This window comes from Litoribacillus peritrichatus, from assembly GCF_039537985.1.
Taxonomy (GTDB): domain Bacteria; phylum Pseudomonadota; class Gammaproteobacteria; order Pseudomonadales; family Litoribrevibacteraceae; genus Litoribacillus; species Litoribacillus peritrichatus.
Genome location: NZ_BAABBN010000004.1, coordinates 43450 through 63207 on the forward strand (window position 1 = coordinate 43450; position 19758 = coordinate 63207).

Here is a 19758-nt window from a genome sequence, read left to right on the forward strand (position 1 = left end):
CTGACGTAAATTAACAACACCAGTTACACAAATACACAATAAGATGTGTGACTGGTTTAGACTTTTGTATGGCATAAACTAAAAACTATAATAATTATTTGCCATTGTATTTTGCATTGCCGGGGACAGATAAAAGATTTAGTGGGGTAATTCGATGCAGCCTACCGTGTCCACTCAGGCACTTGCACCTGTGTTTATTAGACTTGCGCGTCAATACAGTATTCCAATGGAAGAAATATTCCGGGGTGCAGGTTTAGATCCGTATAAAGTAGCTCAGCCAGACAGCTACATAACTCAAGAAGATGTCATCAGCTTATTCAGCAGTATGCATCGTTTGTCCGGTGATCAGGCTTTCGGATTGCACGTTGGCGAGCACTTAAGCTATGAAGAGCTGGATATTGTAGGCTCTTTGATTGCTACCAGTCAGACAGGCCGCGATGCGATTGCTCGCTTTAATGAATACCGCAGTCTGTGGCTTCCTTTCATTGATATCAGCATCATTGAAGAAAACAATGAGATTGGGCGAATTCTGTTTGAGACAGAAGAACTTGATACTCGTCGCCATGTGTATTTTGCTGAAGGTATGTTTGCCGGCATGCTGACATTGGCTGAATGGCTAATGGGAAGACCGCTGAATATCATTGAAGTGCGATTCCGACACGCTCAGCCTGATTATGTTGAAGAGTATGCCAAAGTCTTTGATGCGCCAGTGTTGTTTAATCAGGATCGGGATGAGATTGTAGTCGAGCATGACTTGCTTGATGTGCCTTTGGCGGGCCATTTTCCCGTTTATCATGACAACCTGATTGAGATGGCGAATTCCAAGTTACGCCAGATGCCTCATCATAATGTCTTAGTTAACAAAGTTGAAAAGTTCCTCGATGATAATCTTGGTAATGCGCCTGCGAGCATGGAAGATGCCGCATGTAAATTCAATATGAGTTCACGGACACTTCAGCGTAAGTTAAAAAAGCAAGACACATCATTTGCGGTATTGCGTGATAAGGTTCGTCAAAGAAAAGCCATTCGCTATATTCAAGAAGGTGAACTGGAGATGGACCAGATCGCAGATAAACTAGGGTTTGCGGAAACGTCCAGTTTTTATCATGCTTTTAAGCGTTGGTTGGGTTGTTCGCCAGGTGAATATCGCAAGTCGATTCACCCGGTAGCGACAGACTGAATTTATAAACCGCTCTTCTCTGAAGTAACATCAACGATTAATTGATGTTACTTCGGCTTTGAAATCCCCTTCATGAAGTTGAACCGAAACCTGATCGCCAACCTTAACTGATTTAGTAGTCTGGATGACTTTATTACTTTCATTCGTTGTAATTGAGTATCCTCGCTGTAAGGTGTTCAGTGGGCTTATTATTTGAAGAGCTCCAACGGCCTTTGAAAAAGCATGCTGCTTTTCCCGGATAACTTTTTGAATGGATTTTTTCAGTTGTTCGTCTAATTGCGTATTTTTGAGCTTGTAGTGCTCTATTTGCTGCTTTGGGTGAAATTGATTGAGTTTGCTTTCGGCCAATAAGCAGGCTGATTTTTTTTGTTCAATTTTAGTGTGAATTGCTTTGTGCAGTCTGAAGGTTAGTTCGTCGAGCGTCTGAGCGTTTCTTTCGAGCTTCTGTTTTGGGTTGACCAGTTTTGAATTAAATAGCGCCAGGCGTTGGTTCAGCGATTTAAGTCGCTGGTTGATGGCAAAAACCAGACGTTTTTCAATGTTGTTTAAACGAGCCAGCCACTCAAATTGATCGGGGGTAACGATTTCTGCTGCGGCAGATGGTGTCGGGGCTCTCAGGTCTGCCACGAAATCGGTGATGGTGAAATCAATTTCGTGACCCACTGCAGAAATAATGGGAATAGGGCAATTGAACACCATGCGTGCCAATTGTTCGTCGTTAAAACACCACAGGTCTTCAATGGAGCCACCGCCCCGGCCTATGATCAGAACGTCGCACTTATTGTGCTGAATGGCTTTATGCAGTGCTGCCATGATCTGAAGCGGTGCATCTTTCCCTTGAACCTGAGTTGGGTACAGCGTGATTCTGGCCGAGGGAAACCGGCGTTGTGTTACGTGAAGGATGTCCTGAATGGCTGCGCCGGTCGATGAAGTAATAACCCCGATTTCTTTAGTTACAGCGGGTATAGGTTTTTTATGTTCTGGACTGAACAGACCTTCCTGATCGAGCTTGGTTTTTAATTGCTCGAAGGCGGCTAATAGTGCGCCTGTGCCATCGTACTGTAAGCTGTTGGCCACCAGTTGAAAATCGCCCCGTGCTTCATACAGGGTGACACGTACTTTTACACTGACTTTGTCCCCGTTTTTCGGTGGTCGTACCACGGTCGCATTCTGGCGTCGGAACATGGCACACTTTACCTGGGATTTAGCGTCTTTTAAGGTGAAGTACCAGTGGCCGGAGGCGGCAGCCACAAAGCCCGATATTTCTCCGGAGACTTCCACGGTCAGGAAGTGCGTCTCAAGTAAGTCTTTGACGTGGTGGTTTAGTTCAGAAACAGTGAGTGTACGATTGAGGAACATGCTGGTAGTAACGTTGGCCAATAACAAAGTAGTAGGATAGTAACAGGAACGCAGATTGTTTTCAGGGCAATATTTATTTCGGGTATTGATAATACTTGTTTACCAATGCTTCTCACGAGGCTATAATATGCGCGCATAATTCATTACTCAGGAATACATGATTATGCTACGTATCGCTCAAGATGCCTTGACCTTCGATGACGTTCTACTCGTCCCTCGTTATTCCGAAATTCTTCCTAAAGATGTAAGTCTTAAGACTCGAATTACTCGTGAAATTGAACTGAATGTTCCTCTGGTATCTGCAGCAATGGATACAGTTACTGAGTCCCGCTTGGCTATTGCAATGGCTCAAGAAGGTGGCTTGGGTATTATTCATAAAAACTTAACGATCGAACAGCAGGCCGCTCAGGTTCGTGCTGTTAAAAAATACGAAAGCGGTATCGTAAAAGACCCGATTACCGTTCCTAGTACCACTTCTATTCGTGAACTTATTTCTATTACCCGTCGTAATAATATCTCTGGTGTGCCGGTTGTGGATGGCAACGAATTGGTGGGTATTGTGACCGGGCGTGATGTTCGTTTTGAATTGAATCTGGATGCAACCGTTGCGTCGGTAATGACACCGAAAGAAAAGCTGATCACGGTTAAAGAAGGCACCAGTGCTGGTAAAGTTCGTGAGTTATTGCATATCAATCGTATCGAAAAGGTTTTGGTGATCGATGAGCAAGGTGCTCTGACTGGCCTGATGACGGTTAAAGATATTGCCAAGTCCAACGCTTACCCGAATGCTTGTAAAGATGACCAAGGTCGTTTACGTGTTGGTGCTGCTGTCGGTACGGGCCCTGAAACACCTGATCGTGTTACTGCGCTGGTTGAAGCGGGTGTGGATGTGATTGTGGTTGATACCGCTCACGGTCATTCGAAAGGCGTTATTGATCGCGTTGCCTGGGTGAAAAAGACTTTCCCTACTGTGCAGGTTATTGGTGGAAACATTGCAACGGGCGAAGCGGCGAAAGCGCTTGCAGACGCTGGTGCAGATGGCGTGAAAGTGGGTATTGGCCCTGGTTCAATTTGTACAACTCGTATTGTTGCTGGTGTGGGCGTACCTCAGATTTCTGCCATTGCAAACGTTGCGGCGGCGTTGGAAGGAACGGGTGTTCCTTTGATCGCGGATGGTGGCGTTCGTTTCTCAGGCGACTTAGCGAAAGCGATTGTCGCGGGTGCCAGTGTTGTCATGGCTGGTAGTTTGCTAGCTGGTACAGATGAAGCGCCGGGCGAAGTTGAGCTTTATCAGGGTCGTGCTTATAAGTCATATCGTGGTATGGGTTCATTAGGTGCCATGGGTCAAAGTCAGGGTTCAAGTGATCGCTACTTCCAGGACGCAAAAGAAGGCGTTGAGAAACTGGTTCCTGAAGGTATTGAAGGCCGTATTGCTTGTAAAGGCCCACTTTCCAATGTGGTGCACCAGTTGATGGGCGGTCTACGTTCTTCTATGGGCTACACCGGCTGTCAGAACATTGCAGCTATGCGAACAGAGCCTGAGTTTGTTCAGATCACCAATGCGGGTATGAGCGAATCTCACGTTCACGATGTACACATTACCAAAGAAGCGCCAAACTACCGAGTCGGTGGTTAAGGCGCTAGTTAGAAAGTAAGTCGCTTAAAGTGGGGTGTTAAGGCCCCGCTTTTATTTAAGCTCAAGAATTTTTGCTTTTACCTCTGTTTTCAAAGGAAATTTATTCCATGACCCAAGATATCCACGCTCAAAGAATTTTGATTCTTGATTTTGGAAGTCAGTACACCCAATTGATTGCTCGTCGAGTTCGTGAAATTGGTGTTTATTCTGAAATTCACGCGTTTGATATGTCCGAAGAGGATATTCGTGACTTTAACCCGAAGGGGATCATTCTAGCCGGAGGCCCAGAGTCAGTGACCGAAGGTCAGTCGCCTAGAGCGCCGGAAGTGGTATTTAATCTGAACGTTCCTGTGCTGGGTATCTGTTATGGTATGCAAACCATGGCGGAACAGTTGGGTGGTCGCGTTGAATCCTCTGATCTTCGTGAGTTTGGGTATGCTCAAATTCAGGTAGAGGGTGAGAGTACCTTGTTACACGACATTCGGGATCATGTTTCCGAGGGCGGTAAATCGCTGTTGGATGTCTGGATGAGTCATGGTGATAAAGTGGTTGCTATGCCTGAAGGTTTTGAGTTGATGGCATCCACTCCTTCATGCCCGATTGCCGGCATGTATAACGAAAGTAAGAAATTTTTTGGTGTTCAATTCCACCCGGAAGTTACCCATACCCTTCAGGGGCAACGTATTCTTGAACACTTTATACTTGAGCTGAGTGGCTGTGAGAAGTTGTGGACACCGGCTAAAATCATTGAAGACCAAATTGCCAAAGTAAAAGAGCAAGTCGGTGATAAAGAAGTGTTACTGGGCTTATCGGGTGGTGTGGACTCTTCTGTGGTTGCAGCTTTACTTCATAAAGCGATTGGCAGCCAGTTGACGTGCGTATTTGTGGATAATGGTTTGCTTCGTAAGAATGAAGGCGACCAAGTCATGGATATGTTTGCAGATAACATGGGTGTTAAGGTTATTCGTGCCAATGCAGAAGATACGTTCCTTGATAAGCTGAAGGGTGTTTCAGACCCTGAACAAAAGCGTAAGATCATCGGTAATACTTTTATTGAAGTATTTGATGAAGAATCTTCGAAGTTAAGCAACTGTGAATTCTTGGCACAAGGTACGATTTACCCTGATGTGATTGAATCGGCTGCGGCGAAGACCGGCAAAGCTCATGTCATTAAATCACACCACAATGTGGGTGGTTTGCCGGACGACATGAAGCTGGAACTGGTTGAGCCGCTTCGTGAACTTTTCAAAGACGAAGTCCGTAAAGTTGGTTTGGAGTTAGGGTTACCGTATGACATGGTCTATCGTCATCCATTCCCTGGGCCGGGTTTAGGTGTTCGTATTTTGGGCGAAGTGAAGAAAGAATACGCAGACATCCTTCGTGAGGCGGATGCTATCTTCCTGGAAGAGCTGCATAACGCTGATTGGTATCACAAAACAAGTCAGGCATTTACCGTCTTTTTACCGGTGAAATCGGTTGGAGTGGTGGGAGATGCGCGTCGGTATGAGTGGGTTGTGTCGCTACGAGCGGTGGAAACCATTGATTTCATGACGGCTCGTTGGGCTCACCTACCTTACGAACTGCTTGAAAAAGTATCGAACCGGATTATTAACGAAATTTCTGGTATTTCCCGTGTTGCTTATGATGTGAGCTCAAAGCCGCCGGCAACCATTGAGTGGGAATGATGATTTCGGACGAATAGCTGTTTAGCTTAACGTCACTCTAGCGCCTTTTATTTGCAGTGGTTTCCGAGCGGAAATTGATGCAGTAAAAGGCGTTTTTGTTTGTATTCCAGATTAGGGTTATTTTGGCGGGAAAAGTGGTTTTGATGTGGGTAGTGAGTCGATGAATGATCAGTTTTGGATGAAACAGGCCTTGAAGCTCGCAGTGAATGCGTGGTTTGAAGAAGAAGTGCCTGTGGGTGCCATTTTGGTTCAGGATGATAAAATTATAGGCCAGGGTTGGAATCGTCCTATTACGGTGTCGGACCCGACCGCCCATGCAGAAATTCAATGTTTAAGGGATGCTTCGGCCAGAGTGGGCAACTATCGTCTGGTGAACTCTACGCTCTATGTAACTATTGAACCTTGTTCAATGTGTGCTGGTGCCATTATTCACTCCAGAGTAGACCGGGTTGTGTTTGGGGCAACAGAACCTAAAGCCGGAGCGGTTTGCAGTCATCAGGGGATGTTTGAGCAGCCTCAGTTTAACCATAAGGTTGAGTGGCAGGGTGGTGTGCTGGAGAAAGAAACCAGGTTGATGATTCAGCGCTTTTTTCAATATCGCAGAAAGCCGTCAATGGCGAAATTTGCCGGTTATTTGGACGCGTTTATTGAATGACTTCCGGAGTTAGCGTTCAGCGACTGACAGGTCAGTCGCAGGAAGTGAGCTAAAGCATAATAATTGGCATTTCGATGGACGATTCCTGAGGCGGTAACTCAATCGGTGGTTTTTCTTCTTCCTCGGCCTTAGCGATTTCAATTTCTTTTCGTTGCTGGTCGTACCAGCGTAATACGTCTACGTATCTCCGGATATTTTGCACATAGATAACCGGCTCATAGCCACGAGCGTAGCCATGTTTGGTTTTTTTATACCAGCGCTTGTCTTGCAGAAGTGGTAAGAACTCTTTGACGTCTGCCCAGGTGTCTGGGTTTTTACCTGCTTGTTGGGTCAATATGCGGGCATCTTCCAGGTGTCCTCGGCCAACGTTATAAGCCGCCAGGGCAAACCAGGTGCGGTCTGGCTCCTGAATCCTGTCGGGTAAGCTTTTAACAATTTTGGCTAAGTATTTGGCACCGCCGGTGATGCTTTGTTGAGCATTTAGCCGGTTGGAGACACCCATCTCTCTGGCTGTGGGTTGCGTCAGCATCATAAAGCCCCGGACACCGGTCGGGCTTTTTGCTCTGGGATTCCAGTGAGATTCTTGATAGCCGACAGCGGCTAACAGGTAGTAGTCCTGTTGGAATTTCTCTGCGGCCTTTTCGATTTTTTCTTTGTATTTTGGCAGACGACGATTGGCGTGGTATTTAAACGTTTTTGCTCCCACGAAATCGAGGCGAGATTGGTGACCATAATACGTTTCTTGCAGATAGGCGATGTGCTCTTTGGTTTTTTCAGAACTTAGAAATTCGACTGCTTTGTTGTATAGGGATAAATCCTCGGCTTGCTTAAAAATCCAGCCGATTTCGTTGTTATCTTCTGCGCTAAAAGCGACTCGCAGCTCGGGAAAGTAAGCTTGGTACGCATCATAGTCATGGTCTGATGCAAGCAGTACATCAAATTCCTGATTGTGCAGAGATTGAAATAAGGCAATTACGTTTGGTGATTCAACGGCGGTCCATTTCAGGTCAGGAAGCGCTTGAGTGGTGATTTTTAACCAGCGCTCGGCGGGACTGTCTTTAATAACAACAAGGGACTTCCCAACCAGATCTTTCGGGCTTTTCGGCTTTTGAGAGCCTTGGCGAACCAGGGCTATGGATGTCGAGTTCGCATAAGTGGGTGAAATAAGCAGTTTATGATTAATATTGAGGGCGATGCCCGCAGAAGAAAATGCGGCATAGCCATTTTCAACGCTGTGATAAAGCTCCTCGATGGTATCAACGGTGTACATCCTAAGGTTAACGCCCAGTTCATCCGCAAATCTTTTCGTAAGTTCGTACTCAAAGCCTTTGGTTTCACCGTCTTGAACTACCAGAGTACGGTCACTGTCGATCGTGACCACGTTTAATGTGCCTTCTTGCTGGATGGTTTCTAATGCAGTAGGGCGGGTGCAGCCGCCGAGGAACAAACTTGTCAGGCAGGCAAAGATCACAAGTGCTTTACGAAAAGACCTCGTTGAATGTCGGTTGGCCTGGGGGATGGATGTACCTTCGGTGGCACGAATGCTGGTATATACCACCGTACTCATACAATTCCCTGTATTTTCTATGCATCCATTTTTTAACGAATAATCACAATTCAAACTCATAGCACCTCAATTGAAGTCTATCATTGATAAGTAAATCACTGATCCATGTGAAGTGTGGTTATTTTATGTTCTTTTTTTTGAATGAACACCCTAGGCGTTTAATAAGTATGACATATGTAGCCGTTTGCTTGCATTTCCAGTATTATTCACGCCTTGAATTTCCATGTCATGAAGAGTGGGAACGGTCTAAATTATAGTCAGGAACTTCATCAGCATGCTTGAGCTTCGCGGTGCACCAGCGCTTTCCAAGTTTAAATCTGAAAAACTACTCAATATTCTTCAGGATGCCATTCCGAGTGTCAGCGGCGTCTACGCCGAATTTATGCATTTTGCCTCTCTTGACGGAACGCTCAGTCAAGATGAACAAGCAATCATGGATAAAGCACTTCAGTATGGTCCTAGTGAGCCAGTACAGGAATTGGACGGGACTTTATTTTTAGTCGTTCCAAGACCCGGAACGATTTCTCCTTGGTCCAGTAAGGCAACCGATATTTTGCATAACTGCGGTCTGCATCGTGTGAACCGCATTGAACGTGGTGTGGCATATTACATTACGACCTCGAATGCACTTGAAGAATCTGATAAAAAAATATTGGCCGACCTTCTTCATGATCGCATGACTGAAGCTGTATTTTCGTCTATGGGCGGCGCTGAGTTACTGTTTACTCAGGCTGAACCGGCCCCTTTCCGAACGGTAAATATTTTGGAAGGCGAACGTGAAGCATTGGAGACTGCAAATAACGATTGGGGTTTGGCTTTGGCCGATGATGAAATTGACTACCTGGTAGAAAACTTCAAAACGCTTGGTCGCAATCCGACGGATGTTGAACTGATGATGTTTGCCCAGGCAAACTCAGAGCATTGTCGACATAAAATATTTAATGCTGATTGGGTCATTGATGGTAAGCAGGCGGACAAGTCCCTGTTTAAAATGATTAAGAATACCAATGAAATCAGCGGCCAGGATGTATTGAGTGCCTACAAAGACAATGCTTCCGTTATCAAAGGTCATAAAGCCGGTCGTTTCTTCCCTAAAGCGGGCACCAATAAATACGCTTATCACGAGGAAGACATTCATATTCTTATGAAGGTGGAAACTCATAACCACCCGACAGCGATTGCGCCGCATGCAGGAGCCGCAACAGGTTCTGGTGGTGAGATTCGCGATGAAGGCGCTACAGGCATTGGCAGTAAGCCAAAAGCAGGTCTGACTGGCTTTACAGTGTCTAACCTGAAAGTACCTGGTTGGGAGCAACCATGGGAAAAAGATTACGGCAAACCTGAACGTATCGTTTCTGCTCTGGACATCATGATTGAAGGGCCTTTAGGTGGCGCTGCGTTCAATAACGAATTTGGTCGTCCGAACTTGACGGGCTACTTCCGTACCTACGAACAGGAATCCGGTGGTGTTGCGGGCAATGAAGTTCGTGGTTATCACAAACCGATTATGTTGGCGGGTGGTTTGGGTAACATTCGTAGCGAGCATGTTGAGAAGAAAGAAATTCCGGTGGGTGCCAAACTGATTGTGTTGGGTGGCCCGGCGATGTTGATCGGCTTGGGCGGCGGTGCTGCTTCTTCAATGACTTCAGGGTCAAGCAGTGCGGATCTCGATTTTGCCTCTGTTCAGCGTGACAACCCAGAGATGGAGCGTCGCTGTCAGGAAGTTATTGACCGTTGTTGGCAGATGGGTGACGAAAACCCGATTAAGTTTATTCACGACGTAGGCGCAGGTGGTATTTCTAATGCGTTTCCTGAGCTGGTGAATGACGGTGATCGCGGTGGTAAGTTTGAACTGAGAAACGTACCTAACGATGAACCAGGCATGGCGCCTGCGGAAATTTGGTGTAACGAATCGCAGGAGCGATACGTGTTGGCGGTTGCGCCGGAAGACTTAAAACGCTTTGAATCTTTGTGTGAACGTGAGCGGTGTCCTTTTGCCGTTGTCGGTGAGGCGACGGAAGAAAAGCATTTGTCACTTCACGATGAACACTTCGATAACGATCCGGTGGATTTGCCTCTTCAGGTGCTACTGGGTAAGCCGCCTAAGATGGAACGCGCTTTTGAAACGCAATCGGTGGAACTGGATGCCCTGACGCTGGACGGCGTGGCTTTGGAAGAAGCAACCACTCGTGTATTAAGTTTGCCAACGGTTGCGAGCAAGAGCTTCCTGATTACCATTGGTGACCGATCCATTACGGGTATGGTTAACCGAGATCAAATGGTTGGCCCTTGGCAGGTACCGGTGGCTGATGCAGCAGTCACCACAAGCAGCTTTGACACTTACGCCGGTGAAGCGATGGCCATGGGTGAGAGAACTCCGGTCGCTTTGATCAATGCGCCGGCTTCTGGTCGGATGGCGATTGGCGAGTCGGTGACAAACCTGGCTTGTGCTGCCATTAATAAAATTTCCGACATTAAAATGTCTGCAAACTGGATGGCCGCAGCGGGTCACCCAGGCGAAGATCAGAACCTGTATAATACTGTGAAAACGGTAGGCATGGAGCTGTGTCCAGAGCTGGGTATTTCGATCCCTGTGGGTAAAGATTCCATGTCCATGAAGACGGTGTGGGAAGAAGACGGCAACACGAAATCCGTGGTTGCCCCACTATCGTTGGTGATTTCCGGCTTTGCTCCGGTATCTGATGTCCGTAATACCTTGACTCCAGAATTGAAAAAAGATCAGGGCGAAACAGACCTTATCCTGATTGACTTAGGTCGGGGCAAAAACCGTTTGGGTGGTTCGTGTCTGGCGCAGGTATTTAATCAGGTCGGTAACGAATGTGCTGATCTGGACGACGCTGAAGATCTGAAAGCGTTCTTTGCGGTTGTTCAGGGGTTGAATGCTGATGATAAATTGTTGGCGTACCACGATAGATCCGACGGTGGTTTACTGACTACAGTGACTGAAATGGCCTTTGCCGGCCGAACAGGGGTTGATCTTTATCTTGATTACTTAGCGGACCAGGAAGCGGATGTTGTTCCTGTGCTGTTCAACGAAGAATTGGGCGCTGTGATTCAGGTTCGTCGTGATGATGTCGATTTCGTACTGACTCAGCTTAACAGCGCAGGTCTGGGAGATTGCTCCGGTGTGATTGGTTCACTGAACGATGATCATCAAGTGCGTGTTACTCTCAATGGAGAGCTGTTAATGGATCGCTCTCGTTCTGAGTTGCAGCAAGTTTGGTCTCGTAACAGCTACGAAATTCAAAAACTGCGAGATAATGCGGAATGCGCAACAGAAGAATTTGATGCCATTAACGATGATGAAAATCCGGGCTTAACTGCAAATTTAACCTTCGATGTGAATGACGATGTTGCTGCACCGTATTTATTGAAAGGTGTTCGGCCACAGGTGGCTGTGTTGCGTGAACAAGGTGTGAACGGTCAGGTTGAAATGGCTGCGGCGTTTGATCGTGCAGGTTTCGAAAGCGTCGATGTTCATATGAGTGACATCCTGTCCGGACGCGTCACCCTGGATCAGTTCCGTGGTTTAGTGGCTTGTGGCGGCTTCTCGTACGGTGATGTACTGGGGGCTGGTGAAGGCTGGGCTAAATCCATTTTGTTCAATGCCAGAGCGCGAGATCAGTTTGCAGGCCTGTTTGAGAGACAGGATGCTTTTGCATTAGGTATTTGTAATGGTTGCCAAATGCTTTCTAACCTAGCGTCTTTGATTCCCGGAACAGATCATTGGCCGCGATTTGTAAGGAATAAGTCCGAGCAATTCGAAGCACGTGTGGCAATGGTTGAGATTCAGGATAGTCCATCGATTCTATTGCAGGGTATGGCTGGTTCTAAAATGCCGATCGCCATTGCTCATGGTGAAGGCCGCGCTGAATTCAGAGATGCAGATCATTTGAACGTTGCTTCAAATGGTAATTCGGTTGCTCTGCGTTATGTGGATAACTACGGGCAAGTAACGGAGCAATATCCGTTGAACCCGAACGGCTCACCGGACGGCATAGGTGGTATCTGTAACGAAGATGGTCGAGTTACTATTATGATGCCTCACCCTGAGCGAGTGTTCAGAACCGTGCAGAACTCCTGGGCACCATCAAGCTGGGATGAAGACGGTGCATGGATACGGATGTTCCGTAATGCACGTCGCTGGGTCGATTAATGTAACCGAGTAATGTTGTCATCAAAAGCCGCTTTCGAGCGGCTTTTGAGTGTGTGAATACTGAAAAAGTGTGAACTAATGTCAGGTCTTAGTGTGACTTGGCTCTTATTCACATTTAAAGATGATGTATACTAATTAACGTCATTTGAACAGTTACTGAGTCTTGGCGTGCCTTTTACTATGGCTTGCAGGATTCAGTGGAACCTTATTTAATAAGTTATATCTATATTTAAGGTAAAGTAGTTTATGATTATGACAAGGACAGTTGATAATAACGCCTAGAGAGGTAAGGGTGAAAGATCAGAGATATCGTGTTTTTATTGCTCATGATGTTGGTGAACTTCAGGATACTGCGGTTGCCCTTGGTCATGAGCTGCTAAAACATAAATGTCTGCCTCTTGGGCTGGGCTTAAAACCGTCCTCGGCGAACAATCATTGGGATATTATCCGCGCGATGATTGATGAGTCGGATGCTGTGTTTTTAGTTATCGGGAACTCTTATGGGAATTTGTCCCCAAGTGGCGTCAGCTACGTTCATATGGCCTATATTTACGCGACAACCCAAGGTAAAGTGATTTATCCGTTTTGTCTGAAAACGCTTTCCGATAAAAAAGCAAATGACGCCCACATTGAAGAATTCAGAAAGTTATTGTCTGTTCATAAAATTAGGTTCTGGTGCGGTAAAGAGGATCTGAACAAGCAATTGCTGATGGCAGTTCGAAAACTCAAATCATTGCAACAAATTGGACTTGTGCCAGCAGGGGCTGAGGTGAAAGAGAAGACGTTTGTACCGCCTGTCATTAATTCTTCCGTAACGACAACCACCTTACAAAACCAAGAAATAGCCAAATTAAAGAAAGAACTTGAAGAAACCAAGCGAGAGCTTAGTCACTACGAGTCCTATTCTAATCCTAATGGCGCTTCCAATTCTGCGTCAAATAAACCTAAGCTACGAAATAAATTTGTCCTCATTTCGTACAGTGCGAAAGTATTCAGTGGCGGAAACTTTAAAACGATCACTGAAAGCTGGAACATGTCCTGGGATGACATATTCCTGGCCGTCGCTCCTCATATGTTGACGGCCATTTCCGAAGAGAAAATGCGCTTGGTCATTTCAGCGGCACTGGCTACCCATGTTCAGGCTCCGATTAAACAGCAATATCCCAATAGTCATGCAGTGGCGGATGTGCGCCTAACCAATGAAAGCATGAATCGGGTAAAAATTTATTTGCGCGGTCAGGATCTGATTCAAGAGGTCATGCAAGGGCGTGATATTCGTTGGAAACTAACCGATATCGGTGATGAGCAGTTAACGGAACTTTACTCCAATCAGTCTTTGGCCCGCTCAGTATAATAGGGTCGGTATTCTCATGTATAAAATAGCCGTTTTTATTCCTGAATCTCATCTTGATGAAGTCAAACAAGCTTTGTTTGATGCGGGCGCCGGTCGAATTGGTAATTATGACCAATGCTGTTGGCAGGTAAAGGGACAGGGCCAATTCAGAGCATTGGAAGGTTCTGATCCGTTCTTGGGGCAGTGCGGTGAACTGGAACAAGTTGAGGAGTACAAGGTTGAGTTGGTTTGCGAGGATGCGCTATTGATAGCGGCCTTAACAGCCATGAAGGAGGCTCATCCATACGAGGAGCCTGCTTACGATGTTTACCTGTTAGAAGATTTATAACTTGACCTATGAGGCTGTCGAAGCCTGAATTCGTTCTGAAAACTCAATGGTCTCCATCAGTAATTCATAGTTCTTGTAATGATTTTTTATTTTTCTCTCAGATAAATAGTGCTTCAGTGTTTTCTTGACGGTGGGAAAGGCGATTTCTTCCCAGGGGATTTCGTCTTCAGAAAATAATTTAACTTCCAATGACTCCTCTCCCGAGCTGAAGTTCAGGTCGGTTAATTCAGCGTAAAAAAACATGTGCACCTGGCTGATGTGGGGGACATCAATCATACTTAACAAATGACTTAGCTCGACGGAAGCGTTGGCTTCTTCCTGAGTTTCCCTGATTGCAGCCTGAGGCGTGGTTTCTTTGTTTTCCATAAACCCTGCCGGTAGGGTCCAGTATCCAAGCCTGGGTTCGATGGCTCGTTTGCAAAGTAAAACTTTGTTGCCGAACACCGGAAGTGTGCCTGCCACAATTTTAGGGTTCTGATAGTGGATGGTATGGCAAGAGGTGCATACGTCTCTTAGTTTGTTGTCCATGTCAGGGATTAACCGAGTAACCGGTGCACCGCAATCACTGCAAAACTTCATTTGAGAGCCTAGTTATAGTAGTTTGTTTATGGCGTTTACTTTAAAACCTTGGTTTAACGTTAATATATTAATTGTACATGTTGAATGAATACAACGCAGAATTGATGCGAATTTTTATACAGGGTGAGGTTGTCTGTTGTCTGAACTGAATTTATCTCCGGAGTTATGCCAGCGTTTGGCCAGTCATACGCCTTCTGATATGGCGTTAGATTTGCCTGAGGCGGCGGTTTTGGTTGCGGTCACGAACAGCCCGGACGAACCTGAGGTGATTTTGACCCGGCGGGCAAAACATATGAACAGCCATGCAGGGCAGGTGGCTTTCCCTGGCGGTAAAAAAGATGAAACGGACATTGACCTGTACTCCACAGCGTTAAGGGAAGCCGAAGAAGAAATTGCTTTGCCCAGGAATACGGTTAAGCCCATTGGTCGATTAAGTCAGGTGGTTTCCAGGCAAGGCATTCTGGTGACACCTTTTATTGCCTCGGTTTCTAGTAACGTTGAACTGATCCCAAACAAAGAGGAGTTGGATGCCATATTTAATGTGCCGCTTTCCTTTTTTTTAGAAAACCTTCCTGATCGATATGACAGAATCCGGCATCCTAAAGGCAGTTTGTATATCCCCTGTTTCTTTTATGACGATTATGAAATTTGGGGGTTAAGCTCATTGATTTTGGTCGAGCTGTTAAATGTCGGCTTTGACGCCGACTATGATGTTTGGAGCAAGCCTGAAGCTGTTGAAATACGTTATTTATAAAAAAAGGAAAATAAACCGTTATGTTGTATGAGCTTGGTGACTTAAAGCCCGTCTTGAAAGACCCGAATGTGTTTGTGGCAGAGAATGCAACTGTCATTGGTAATGTCGTTCTTGAGGCGAGCTCAAGCGTTTGGTTCAATGTGGTGATTCGTGGCGATAATGAATTGATCCACGTGGGTGAAGAGTCGAATATTCAGGACGGTAGTGTGTTACATACCGATCCAGGGCACCCGATGACATTAGGGCGTGGTGTGACGGTCGGTCATAAGGCGATGCTTCACGGTTGTTCAATTGGCGATTTCAGTTTAATCGGGATTAATGCTGTGGTGCTAAATGGCGCTAAGATTGGGAAACATTGCTTGATTGGTGCAAACGCTCTGGTGCCTGAAGGCATGGTCATTCCAGATAACTCGCTTGTGATTGGTTCGCCTGCAAAAATCAAACGGGAACTTTCCGTCAACCAGCAGAAGATGCTGGAAATCAGTGCTGATCACTACGTTAAGAATGCAGATCGTTACCGTCGTTTTCTTAAGCCCATCGCATAACTGCATTAGTAGCTACCGATCGTCGGGCGTTTTGGCTATCAATTGATCAAAGGGTTCAGTAGAATGCAGCAAAATTTTTCTAATTTTTTGGGTTGTGCATGTCTCAAACTGTAAAAAACGTGGTTACTTCTCCTTGCGTCAGTATCTGTTACCTTGATGAACAGGATATATGTCAGGGATGTTTTCGTTCCGGCGAAGAAATTTCTCACTGGGGTGATTACTCCAACGAACAACGAATGAAGGTTATGGAAAAAGTTCGGGAAAGAGAAAAGTCTTCGTTTAACTTCATTGGTTAAGTATTTTTTTATATTTCTCTTGTCGATTTTCAATTGGTTAAGGAATGAATAATGGTTTCAATCGGAACGCCTTTAAGTCGTCGCCCAACCAGAGTTTTAATGTGCGGTTGTGGGGAGTTAGGTAAAGAAGTAGTGATTGAGCTTCAGCGATACGGGGTTGAGGTCATTGGTGTTGATCGTTATGAAAACGCGCCTGCGATGCAGGTGGCTCATCGGTCTCATGTTATTAACATGTTAGATGCTGATGCATTAAAGTCGGTGATTGAGCTGGAGAAGCCTGATTTAATTGTGCCGGAAATTGAAGCCATTGCAACTCAGGCATTGGTGGAACTAGAGCAGGAAGGTTATCACGTCGTGCCAACAGCGCGAGCGGCTCAACTGACCATGAACCGGGAAGGTATTCGCCGGTTAGCTGCGGAAGAGCTAGGGTTGGCGACATCACCATACCGGTTTGCGGATACCAAAGAAGATTACCTGACTGCGGTGCAGGAAATAGGTATGCCATGCGTGGTGAAACCTATTATGAGTTCCTCAGGCAAAGGCCAGTCTGTGATCAAGACCGCAGATGATGTCGATGAGGCGTGGGATTACGCGCAGGAAGGAGGTCGTGCTGGTAAAGGTCGGATCATCGTTGAAGGGTTTGTTGATTTTGAATACGAAATTACACTGTTGACTGTTCGACATCGTGACGGCGTGAGCTTTTGTGAGCCGGTGGGGCATATTCAGAAAGACGGCGATTATCGTGAATCCTGGCAGCCGCAACAGATGTCAGAAACGGCGTTGTCCGCTTCTAAGCATATTGCAGAGCAAGTAACCGAGGCTTTGGGTGGTCGAGGTGTTTTTGGGGTTGAGCTATTTGTCCAAGGAGATCAGGTTTACTTCAGTGAAGTTTCTCCAAGACCTCATGATACAGGACTGGTCACCTTGATTTCTCAGGATTTATCGCAGTTTGCACTACATGCCAGAGCTATTTTAGGGCTGCCTATCCCTTCCATTCGTCAAAACGGATCTTCCGCCTCTTGTGCGATGCTGGTGGAAGGCGAGTCGGATGCGGTTATGTTCAGTGGGTTGGATAACGCACTGTCAGAACCGGATACGCAACTTCGTTTGTTTGGTAAGCCGGAAGTTTCCGGTAAACGACGGATGGGGGTTACTTTGGCGATGGGCAATGACATTGAACATGCCAGAGAGAAAGCGAGAACCGCTTGCGGAAAAATATCTGCAGAGTTGAACTGATAGGCGTCCTGTGAGTGCTTCGTTACTTGAGTGCTCAGTGGCTGGATTCGGGAAAGAAATCAAAAAGAGGCACTCGCCTCTTTTTTTCGGCCGATTCAGAGTTGGTTAAGTCCGAATTTTTTACATAGGATTTGATCCAATAGTTTCGTGGGCAGTAAACGCTTCATTAATGGAAACGCAGTACTGCCATTGCCAATGTATTGAATTGGTTTGGGAGTGTTGGTGAAGCACCCGTCGATCAACTTATCGCAAAATTCATCCGTTGGCGTTGGGTTGTCTTGGGAAGCATTGGCCCGCTTCATGATTTGTTGGTAAATCGACTGGTATAACTTAAAGTTTTGCTTGTTCTTTTCAGTACCGGCGGCAGCATTATCACCAAAGCTGGACTCGATTGCGCCCGGTCGAACGTCCACGACGTTGATATTGAAGGGGGATAACTCCATTCGCATCGCATCCGTTAAACAGTGCACCGCCGCTTTACTGGCGCAGTAAGCGCCTGAAAAAGGCGTGGTGAGTATGCCGGATACCGAACCTATGTTGACAATCAGCCCTGCTTTTTTGGTGATCATGTCCTTTGAAAAGGCCTGAACCACCCGCACAATTCCCGTGACATTCGTGCTTAACTGTTTTTCCAAGTCTTCCATTGGCAACTCAGCCATTGGTCCCATCGCTGCATACCCTGCGTTATTAATGATGGCTTGAATTTCAGTGTTTTGATCCGACAGGGTTTGCACTAGCTCGTCGATGGATTGTTGGCTTGTGACGTCCAGTGAAAAAGTTGAAATGCCAGTATTTTGTAACTCTGAGAGTTTTTCTTTGTTTCTCGCAGTAGCGAGAACGTTATGCCCTTGCTCATGGAGCTTTTTTGCCAAACAGGCGCCGATACCACTGGAGCAGCCGGTAATTAATACGGTTTGATATGGGTGGCTTGTCATGATTTCTGTCTTCCCTAACTCAAGTCGTGAAAATAAGTGTATGGCTCAATGAAGTGAATCTTATAATGTCCACTGCATTGAGGCCAGTAAAGGAAGTCAGGAAGTCATGTCTTTATATGTGGGTTGATCGCATTTTTTTAATGTGTTGTTTCAGCGCCGTTAATACGTCCGTTCTGCTAATCAATCCCAAGTACTTTTCATTTTCTATGACAGGGTAAATTCGTGGCCGGTTTGCTTTCATCTGTTGGGCAAGATCAATGATACTCATTTCTGGTGAAACGGTAATGGTGTCCGTTTTCATGACGTCTGCGACGCTGGCGTCGGAGTAGCCATAAAAACTTTCATTCAGAATTTTACCGATGCAATCCTGTTCTGACAGAAATCCAATCAAATGCATGTGACTGTCGACCACAGGCAGGCCGGTTAATTTGTTTTTGCATAAAGCCGTGGTGGCGACAATCAATGGAGTATCTTTCGTGAGCGGTAAAATACTTTCATCCATGCAAGATCTGACTTTAATTGATTCGATACTCATGTTGTGTTCCTTGATTACGAGTGTTGGCACTTGTCTACATTTTCAGTATAGACAGCAATTTTTTGAGTCGATTGATATAAGTCGATTTTCTTTACGCTAAATTACTTAATTTGCCTAGATACTTATTAAATCTGGTATAAACTATTGTTATGGCAGCGTTTATTTGAGTGTTTTTTGATAATGAGTTCAGATTTTGAAGTAGTATTTCAGGGGAAAGTACTGATCGGTGCTGATGAGCAGCAGGTCCGAAAGAATATCGCTCGGATGTTCAAAGCGGATGATGCCAAATTGGCGACGTTGTTTTCTGGCCGTACAGTGGTCATTAAAACTGGCTTGGACGAAGCGACGGCTAAGAAGTACATTCAGGCAATGAAAAAAGCGGGCGCAAATGCAGAAATTCGCTCCAAGGTAAAAGAGACTCCGAAACCGGCACCGCAGAATCCCGCGTCATTTGGCGCAAAAGACTTCAGTAAGCCTTCGCTGACGTCAGTGGCTCAAGCCAAAAGTGAGCAGCAGGCTGAGAGAGAGCAAAGAAAGCAGGAAACCCAGCAACCCGAGGAACCGCCTATCGGCATTCCCGTGCCGGAAATCGAAGAAGCTTCCGCAGAAGAAGTGGAAAAAGCAATGGCCAGCTTGGTTGAGTCTCAAAAAGCCAACAGTCAGCCTGCAGAAACGGAAGCATCATCGCTTACTTCTCAATCTTCAGAGCAGAAAGCATCTGCCTCACCTAAAAGTGATGACTTGACGATTGCCCCGGTTGGCAGCCTGATATTACCTGATTCTAAAAAAGAAGCACCGGCACCTCCCAGTACCGACCATTTGAAAATTAATCCAATGGAAGGTTACTTGGTTGAGCCTGAGCCAGAAAAACCCGTGAAAGTGCCAGATACAAGCCACTTGAAAATTAAAGAATAAAGCCTGATCTGAGCTGCTGATC

The 19758-nt window shown here is 46.0% G+C and carries 17 protein-coding genes; 12 read left to right on the forward strand and 5 right to left on the reverse strand.

Annotated elements, in window-relative coordinates; all coding sequences use genetic code 11:
* Positions 1-154: 154 nt before the first annotated feature.
* Entirely contained in the window at positions 155-1180 is a 1026-nt protein-coding gene (locus ABD744_RS01415) for an AraC family transcriptional regulator (RefSeq protein WP_344794692.1), read from the forward strand.
* A 30-nt stretch (positions 1181-1210) separates the two neighbouring features.
* Here the strand turns inward: ABD744_RS01415 and xseA are convergent, their stop codons facing one another.
* The gene (gene xseA, locus ABD744_RS01420; protein WP_344794694.1) at positions 1211-2539 is read right to left on the reverse strand and encodes an exodeoxyribonuclease VII large subunit; all 1329 of its coding nucleotides are present in this window, start codon (positions 2537-2539) and stop codon (positions 1211-1213) included.
* Positions 2540-2702: 163 nt separating this feature from the next.
* Here xseA and guaB point away from each other — a divergent pair, with 163 nt between their 5' ends.
* The 3 genes from guaB to tadA all read left to right on the forward strand — a co-directional run bounded on the left by guaB (position 2703) and on the right by tadA (position 6515).
* Positions 2703-4175, forward strand: a complete 1473-nt coding sequence (guaB, locus tag ABD744_RS01425) for an IMP dehydrogenase (RefSeq protein WP_344794696.1) — start codon at positions 2703-2705, stop codon at positions 4173-4175.
* A gap of 107 nt (positions 4176-4282) precedes the next feature.
* Positions 4283-5860: a glutamine-hydrolyzing GMP synthase gene (gene guaA / locus ABD744_RS01430; RefSeq protein WP_344794698.1), complete on the forward strand. Its 1578-nt coding sequence runs from the start codon at positions 4283-4285 to the stop codon at positions 5858-5860.
* Positions 5861-6020: 160 nt separating this feature from the next.
* Entirely contained in the window at positions 6021-6515 is a 495-nt protein-coding gene (gene tadA, locus ABD744_RS01435; RefSeq protein ID WP_344794700.1) for a tRNA adenosine(34) deaminase TadA, read from the forward strand.
* Between the two features lie 49 nt (positions 6516-6564).
* On the opposite strand, the gene mltF is transcribed toward tadA, so the two are convergent.
* The gene (gene mltF / locus ABD744_RS01440) at positions 6565-8082 is read right to left on the reverse strand and encodes a membrane-bound lytic murein transglycosylase MltF (RefSeq protein WP_344794702.1); all 1518 of its coding nucleotides are present in this window, start codon (positions 8080-8082) and stop codon (positions 6565-6567) included.
* 274 nt (positions 8083-8356) lie between these two features.
* Between mltF and purL the strand changes: the two genes are divergently transcribed.
* The 3 genes from purL (at position 8357) to ABD744_RS01455 (ending at position 13941) form a co-directional block, all read left to right on the forward strand.
* Positions 8357-12259 carry a phosphoribosylformylglycinamidine synthase gene (purL, locus tag ABD744_RS01445; RefSeq protein WP_344794705.1) on the forward strand — a complete coding sequence of 1301 codons (3903 nt, stop codon included), beginning with the start codon at positions 8357-8359 and terminating at the stop codon, positions 12257-12259.
* Positions 12260-12551: 292 nt separating this feature from the next.
* Entirely contained in the window at positions 12552-13613 is a 1062-nt protein-coding gene (locus tag ABD744_RS01450) for a DUF4062 domain-containing protein (RefSeq protein ID WP_344794707.1), read from the forward strand.
* A 16-nt stretch (positions 13614-13629) separates the two neighbouring features.
* Positions 13630-13941, forward strand: coding sequence for a YqfO family protein (locus ABD744_RS01455; protein WP_344794709.1), 312 nt, complete (start codon positions 13630-13632; stop codon positions 13939-13941).
* Between the two features lie 6 nt (positions 13942-13947).
* Here ABD744_RS01455 and ABD744_RS01460 read toward each other — a convergent pair whose 3' ends face one another.
* Complete coding sequence (locus ABD744_RS01460) at positions 13948-14520, reverse strand: NUDIX hydrolase (protein ID WP_344794711.1); 573 nt, start codon at positions 14518-14520, stop codon at positions 13948-13950.
* 136 nt (positions 14521-14656) lie between these two features.
* Here ABD744_RS01460 and ABD744_RS01465 point away from each other — a divergent pair, with 136 nt between their 5' ends.
* The 4 genes from ABD744_RS01465 (at position 14657) to purT (ending at position 17351) form a co-directional block, all read left to right on the forward strand.
* Positions 14657-15274: a CoA pyrophosphatase gene (locus ABD744_RS01465; protein ID WP_344794713.1), complete on the forward strand. Its 618-nt coding sequence runs from the start codon at positions 14657-14659 to the stop codon at positions 15272-15274.
* 20 nt (positions 15275-15294) lie between these two features.
* Entirely contained in the window at positions 15295-15819 is a 525-nt protein-coding gene (locus ABD744_RS01470) for a gamma carbonic anhydrase family protein (RefSeq protein ID WP_344794714.1), read from the forward strand.
* A 98-nt stretch (positions 15820-15917) separates the two neighbouring features.
* Positions 15918-16115 (forward strand): DUF1289 domain-containing protein, encoded by a 198-nt coding sequence (locus tag ABD744_RS01475; protein ID WP_344794716.1) that lies wholly within the window; start codon positions 15918-15920, stop codon positions 16113-16115.
* A gap of 51 nt (positions 16116-16166) precedes the next feature.
* Complete coding sequence (gene purT / locus ABD744_RS01480; RefSeq protein WP_344794718.1) at positions 16167-17351, forward strand: formate-dependent phosphoribosylglycinamide formyltransferase; 1185 nt, start codon at positions 16167-16169, stop codon at positions 17349-17351.
* A 95-nt stretch (positions 17352-17446) separates the two neighbouring features.
* Here purT and ABD744_RS01485 read toward each other — a convergent pair whose 3' ends face one another.
* Together ABD744_RS01485 and ABD744_RS01490 are read right to left on the reverse strand one after the other, a co-directional pair.
* Complete coding sequence (locus ABD744_RS01485; RefSeq protein WP_344794720.1) at positions 17447-18286, reverse strand: SDR family oxidoreductase; 840 nt, start codon at positions 18284-18286, stop codon at positions 17447-17449.
* Positions 18287-18398: 112 nt separating this feature from the next.
* A complete protein-coding gene (locus ABD744_RS01490) occupies positions 18399-18821 on the reverse strand; it encodes a CBS domain-containing protein (protein ID WP_344794722.1) in 423 nt (140 codons plus the stop codon).
* 180 nt (positions 18822-19001) lie between these two features.
* On the opposite strand from ABD744_RS01490, the gene ABD744_RS01495 reads away from it, so the two are divergent.
* Complete coding sequence (locus ABD744_RS01495; RefSeq protein WP_344794724.1) at positions 19002-19736, forward strand: hypothetical protein; 735 nt, start codon at positions 19002-19004, stop codon at positions 19734-19736.
* The last annotated feature ends 22 nt before the right edge of the window (positions 19737-19758 follow it).

Bases quoted from the DNA above. Each gene is read 5' to 3' on its own strand.
- ABD744_RS01415 (WP_344794692.1), top strand. From the start codon at position 155: ATGCAGCCTACCGTGTCCACTCAGGCACTTGCACCTGTGTTTATTAGA.
- xseA (WP_344794694.1), bottom strand. From the start codon at position 2,539: ATGTTCCTCAATCGTACACTCACTGTTTCTGAACTAAACCACCACGTC.
- guaB (WP_344794696.1), top strand. From the start codon at position 2,703: ATGCTACGTATCGCTCAAGATGCCTTGACCTTCGATGACGTTCTACTC.
- guaA (WP_344794698.1), top strand. From the start codon at position 4,283: ATGACCCAAGATATCCACGCTCAAAGAATTTTGATTCTTGATTTTGGA.
- tadA (WP_344794700.1), top strand. From the start codon at position 6,021: ATGAATGATCAGTTTTGGATGAAACAGGCCTTGAAGCTCGCAGTGAAT.
- mltF (WP_344794702.1), bottom strand. From the start codon at position 8,082: ATGAGTACGGTGGTATATACCAGCATTCGTGCCACCGAAGGTACATCC.
- purL (WP_344794705.1), top strand. From the start codon at position 8,357: ATGCTTGAGCTTCGCGGTGCACCAGCGCTTTCCAAGTTTAAATCTGAA.
- ABD744_RS01455 (WP_344794709.1), top strand. From the start codon at position 13,630: ATGTATAAAATAGCCGTTTTTATTCCTGAATCTCATCTTGATGAAGTC.
- ABD744_RS01460 (WP_344794711.1), bottom strand. From the start codon at position 14,520: ATGAAGTTTTGCAGTGATTGCGGTGCACCGGTTACTCGGTTAATCCCT.
- ABD744_RS01470 (WP_344794714.1), top strand. From the start codon at position 15,295: ATGTTGTATGAGCTTGGTGACTTAAAGCCCGTCTTGAAAGACCCGAAT.
- ABD744_RS01475 (WP_344794716.1), top strand. From the start codon at position 15,918: ATGTCTCAAACTGTAAAAAACGTGGTTACTTCTCCTTGCGTCAGTATC.
- purT (WP_344794718.1), top strand. From the start codon at position 16,167: ATGGTTTCAATCGGAACGCCTTTAAGTCGTCGCCCAACCAGAGTTTTA.
- ABD744_RS01485 (WP_344794720.1), bottom strand. From the start codon at position 18,286: ATGACAAGCCACCCATATCAAACCGTATTAATTACCGGCTGCTCCAGT.
- ABD744_RS01490 (WP_344794722.1), bottom strand. From the start codon at position 18,821: ATGAGTATCGAATCAATTAAAGTCAGATCTTGCATGGATGAAAGTATT.
- ABD744_RS01495 (WP_344794724.1), top strand. From the start codon at position 19,002: ATGAGTTCAGATTTTGAAGTAGTATTTCAGGGGAAAGTACTGATCGGT.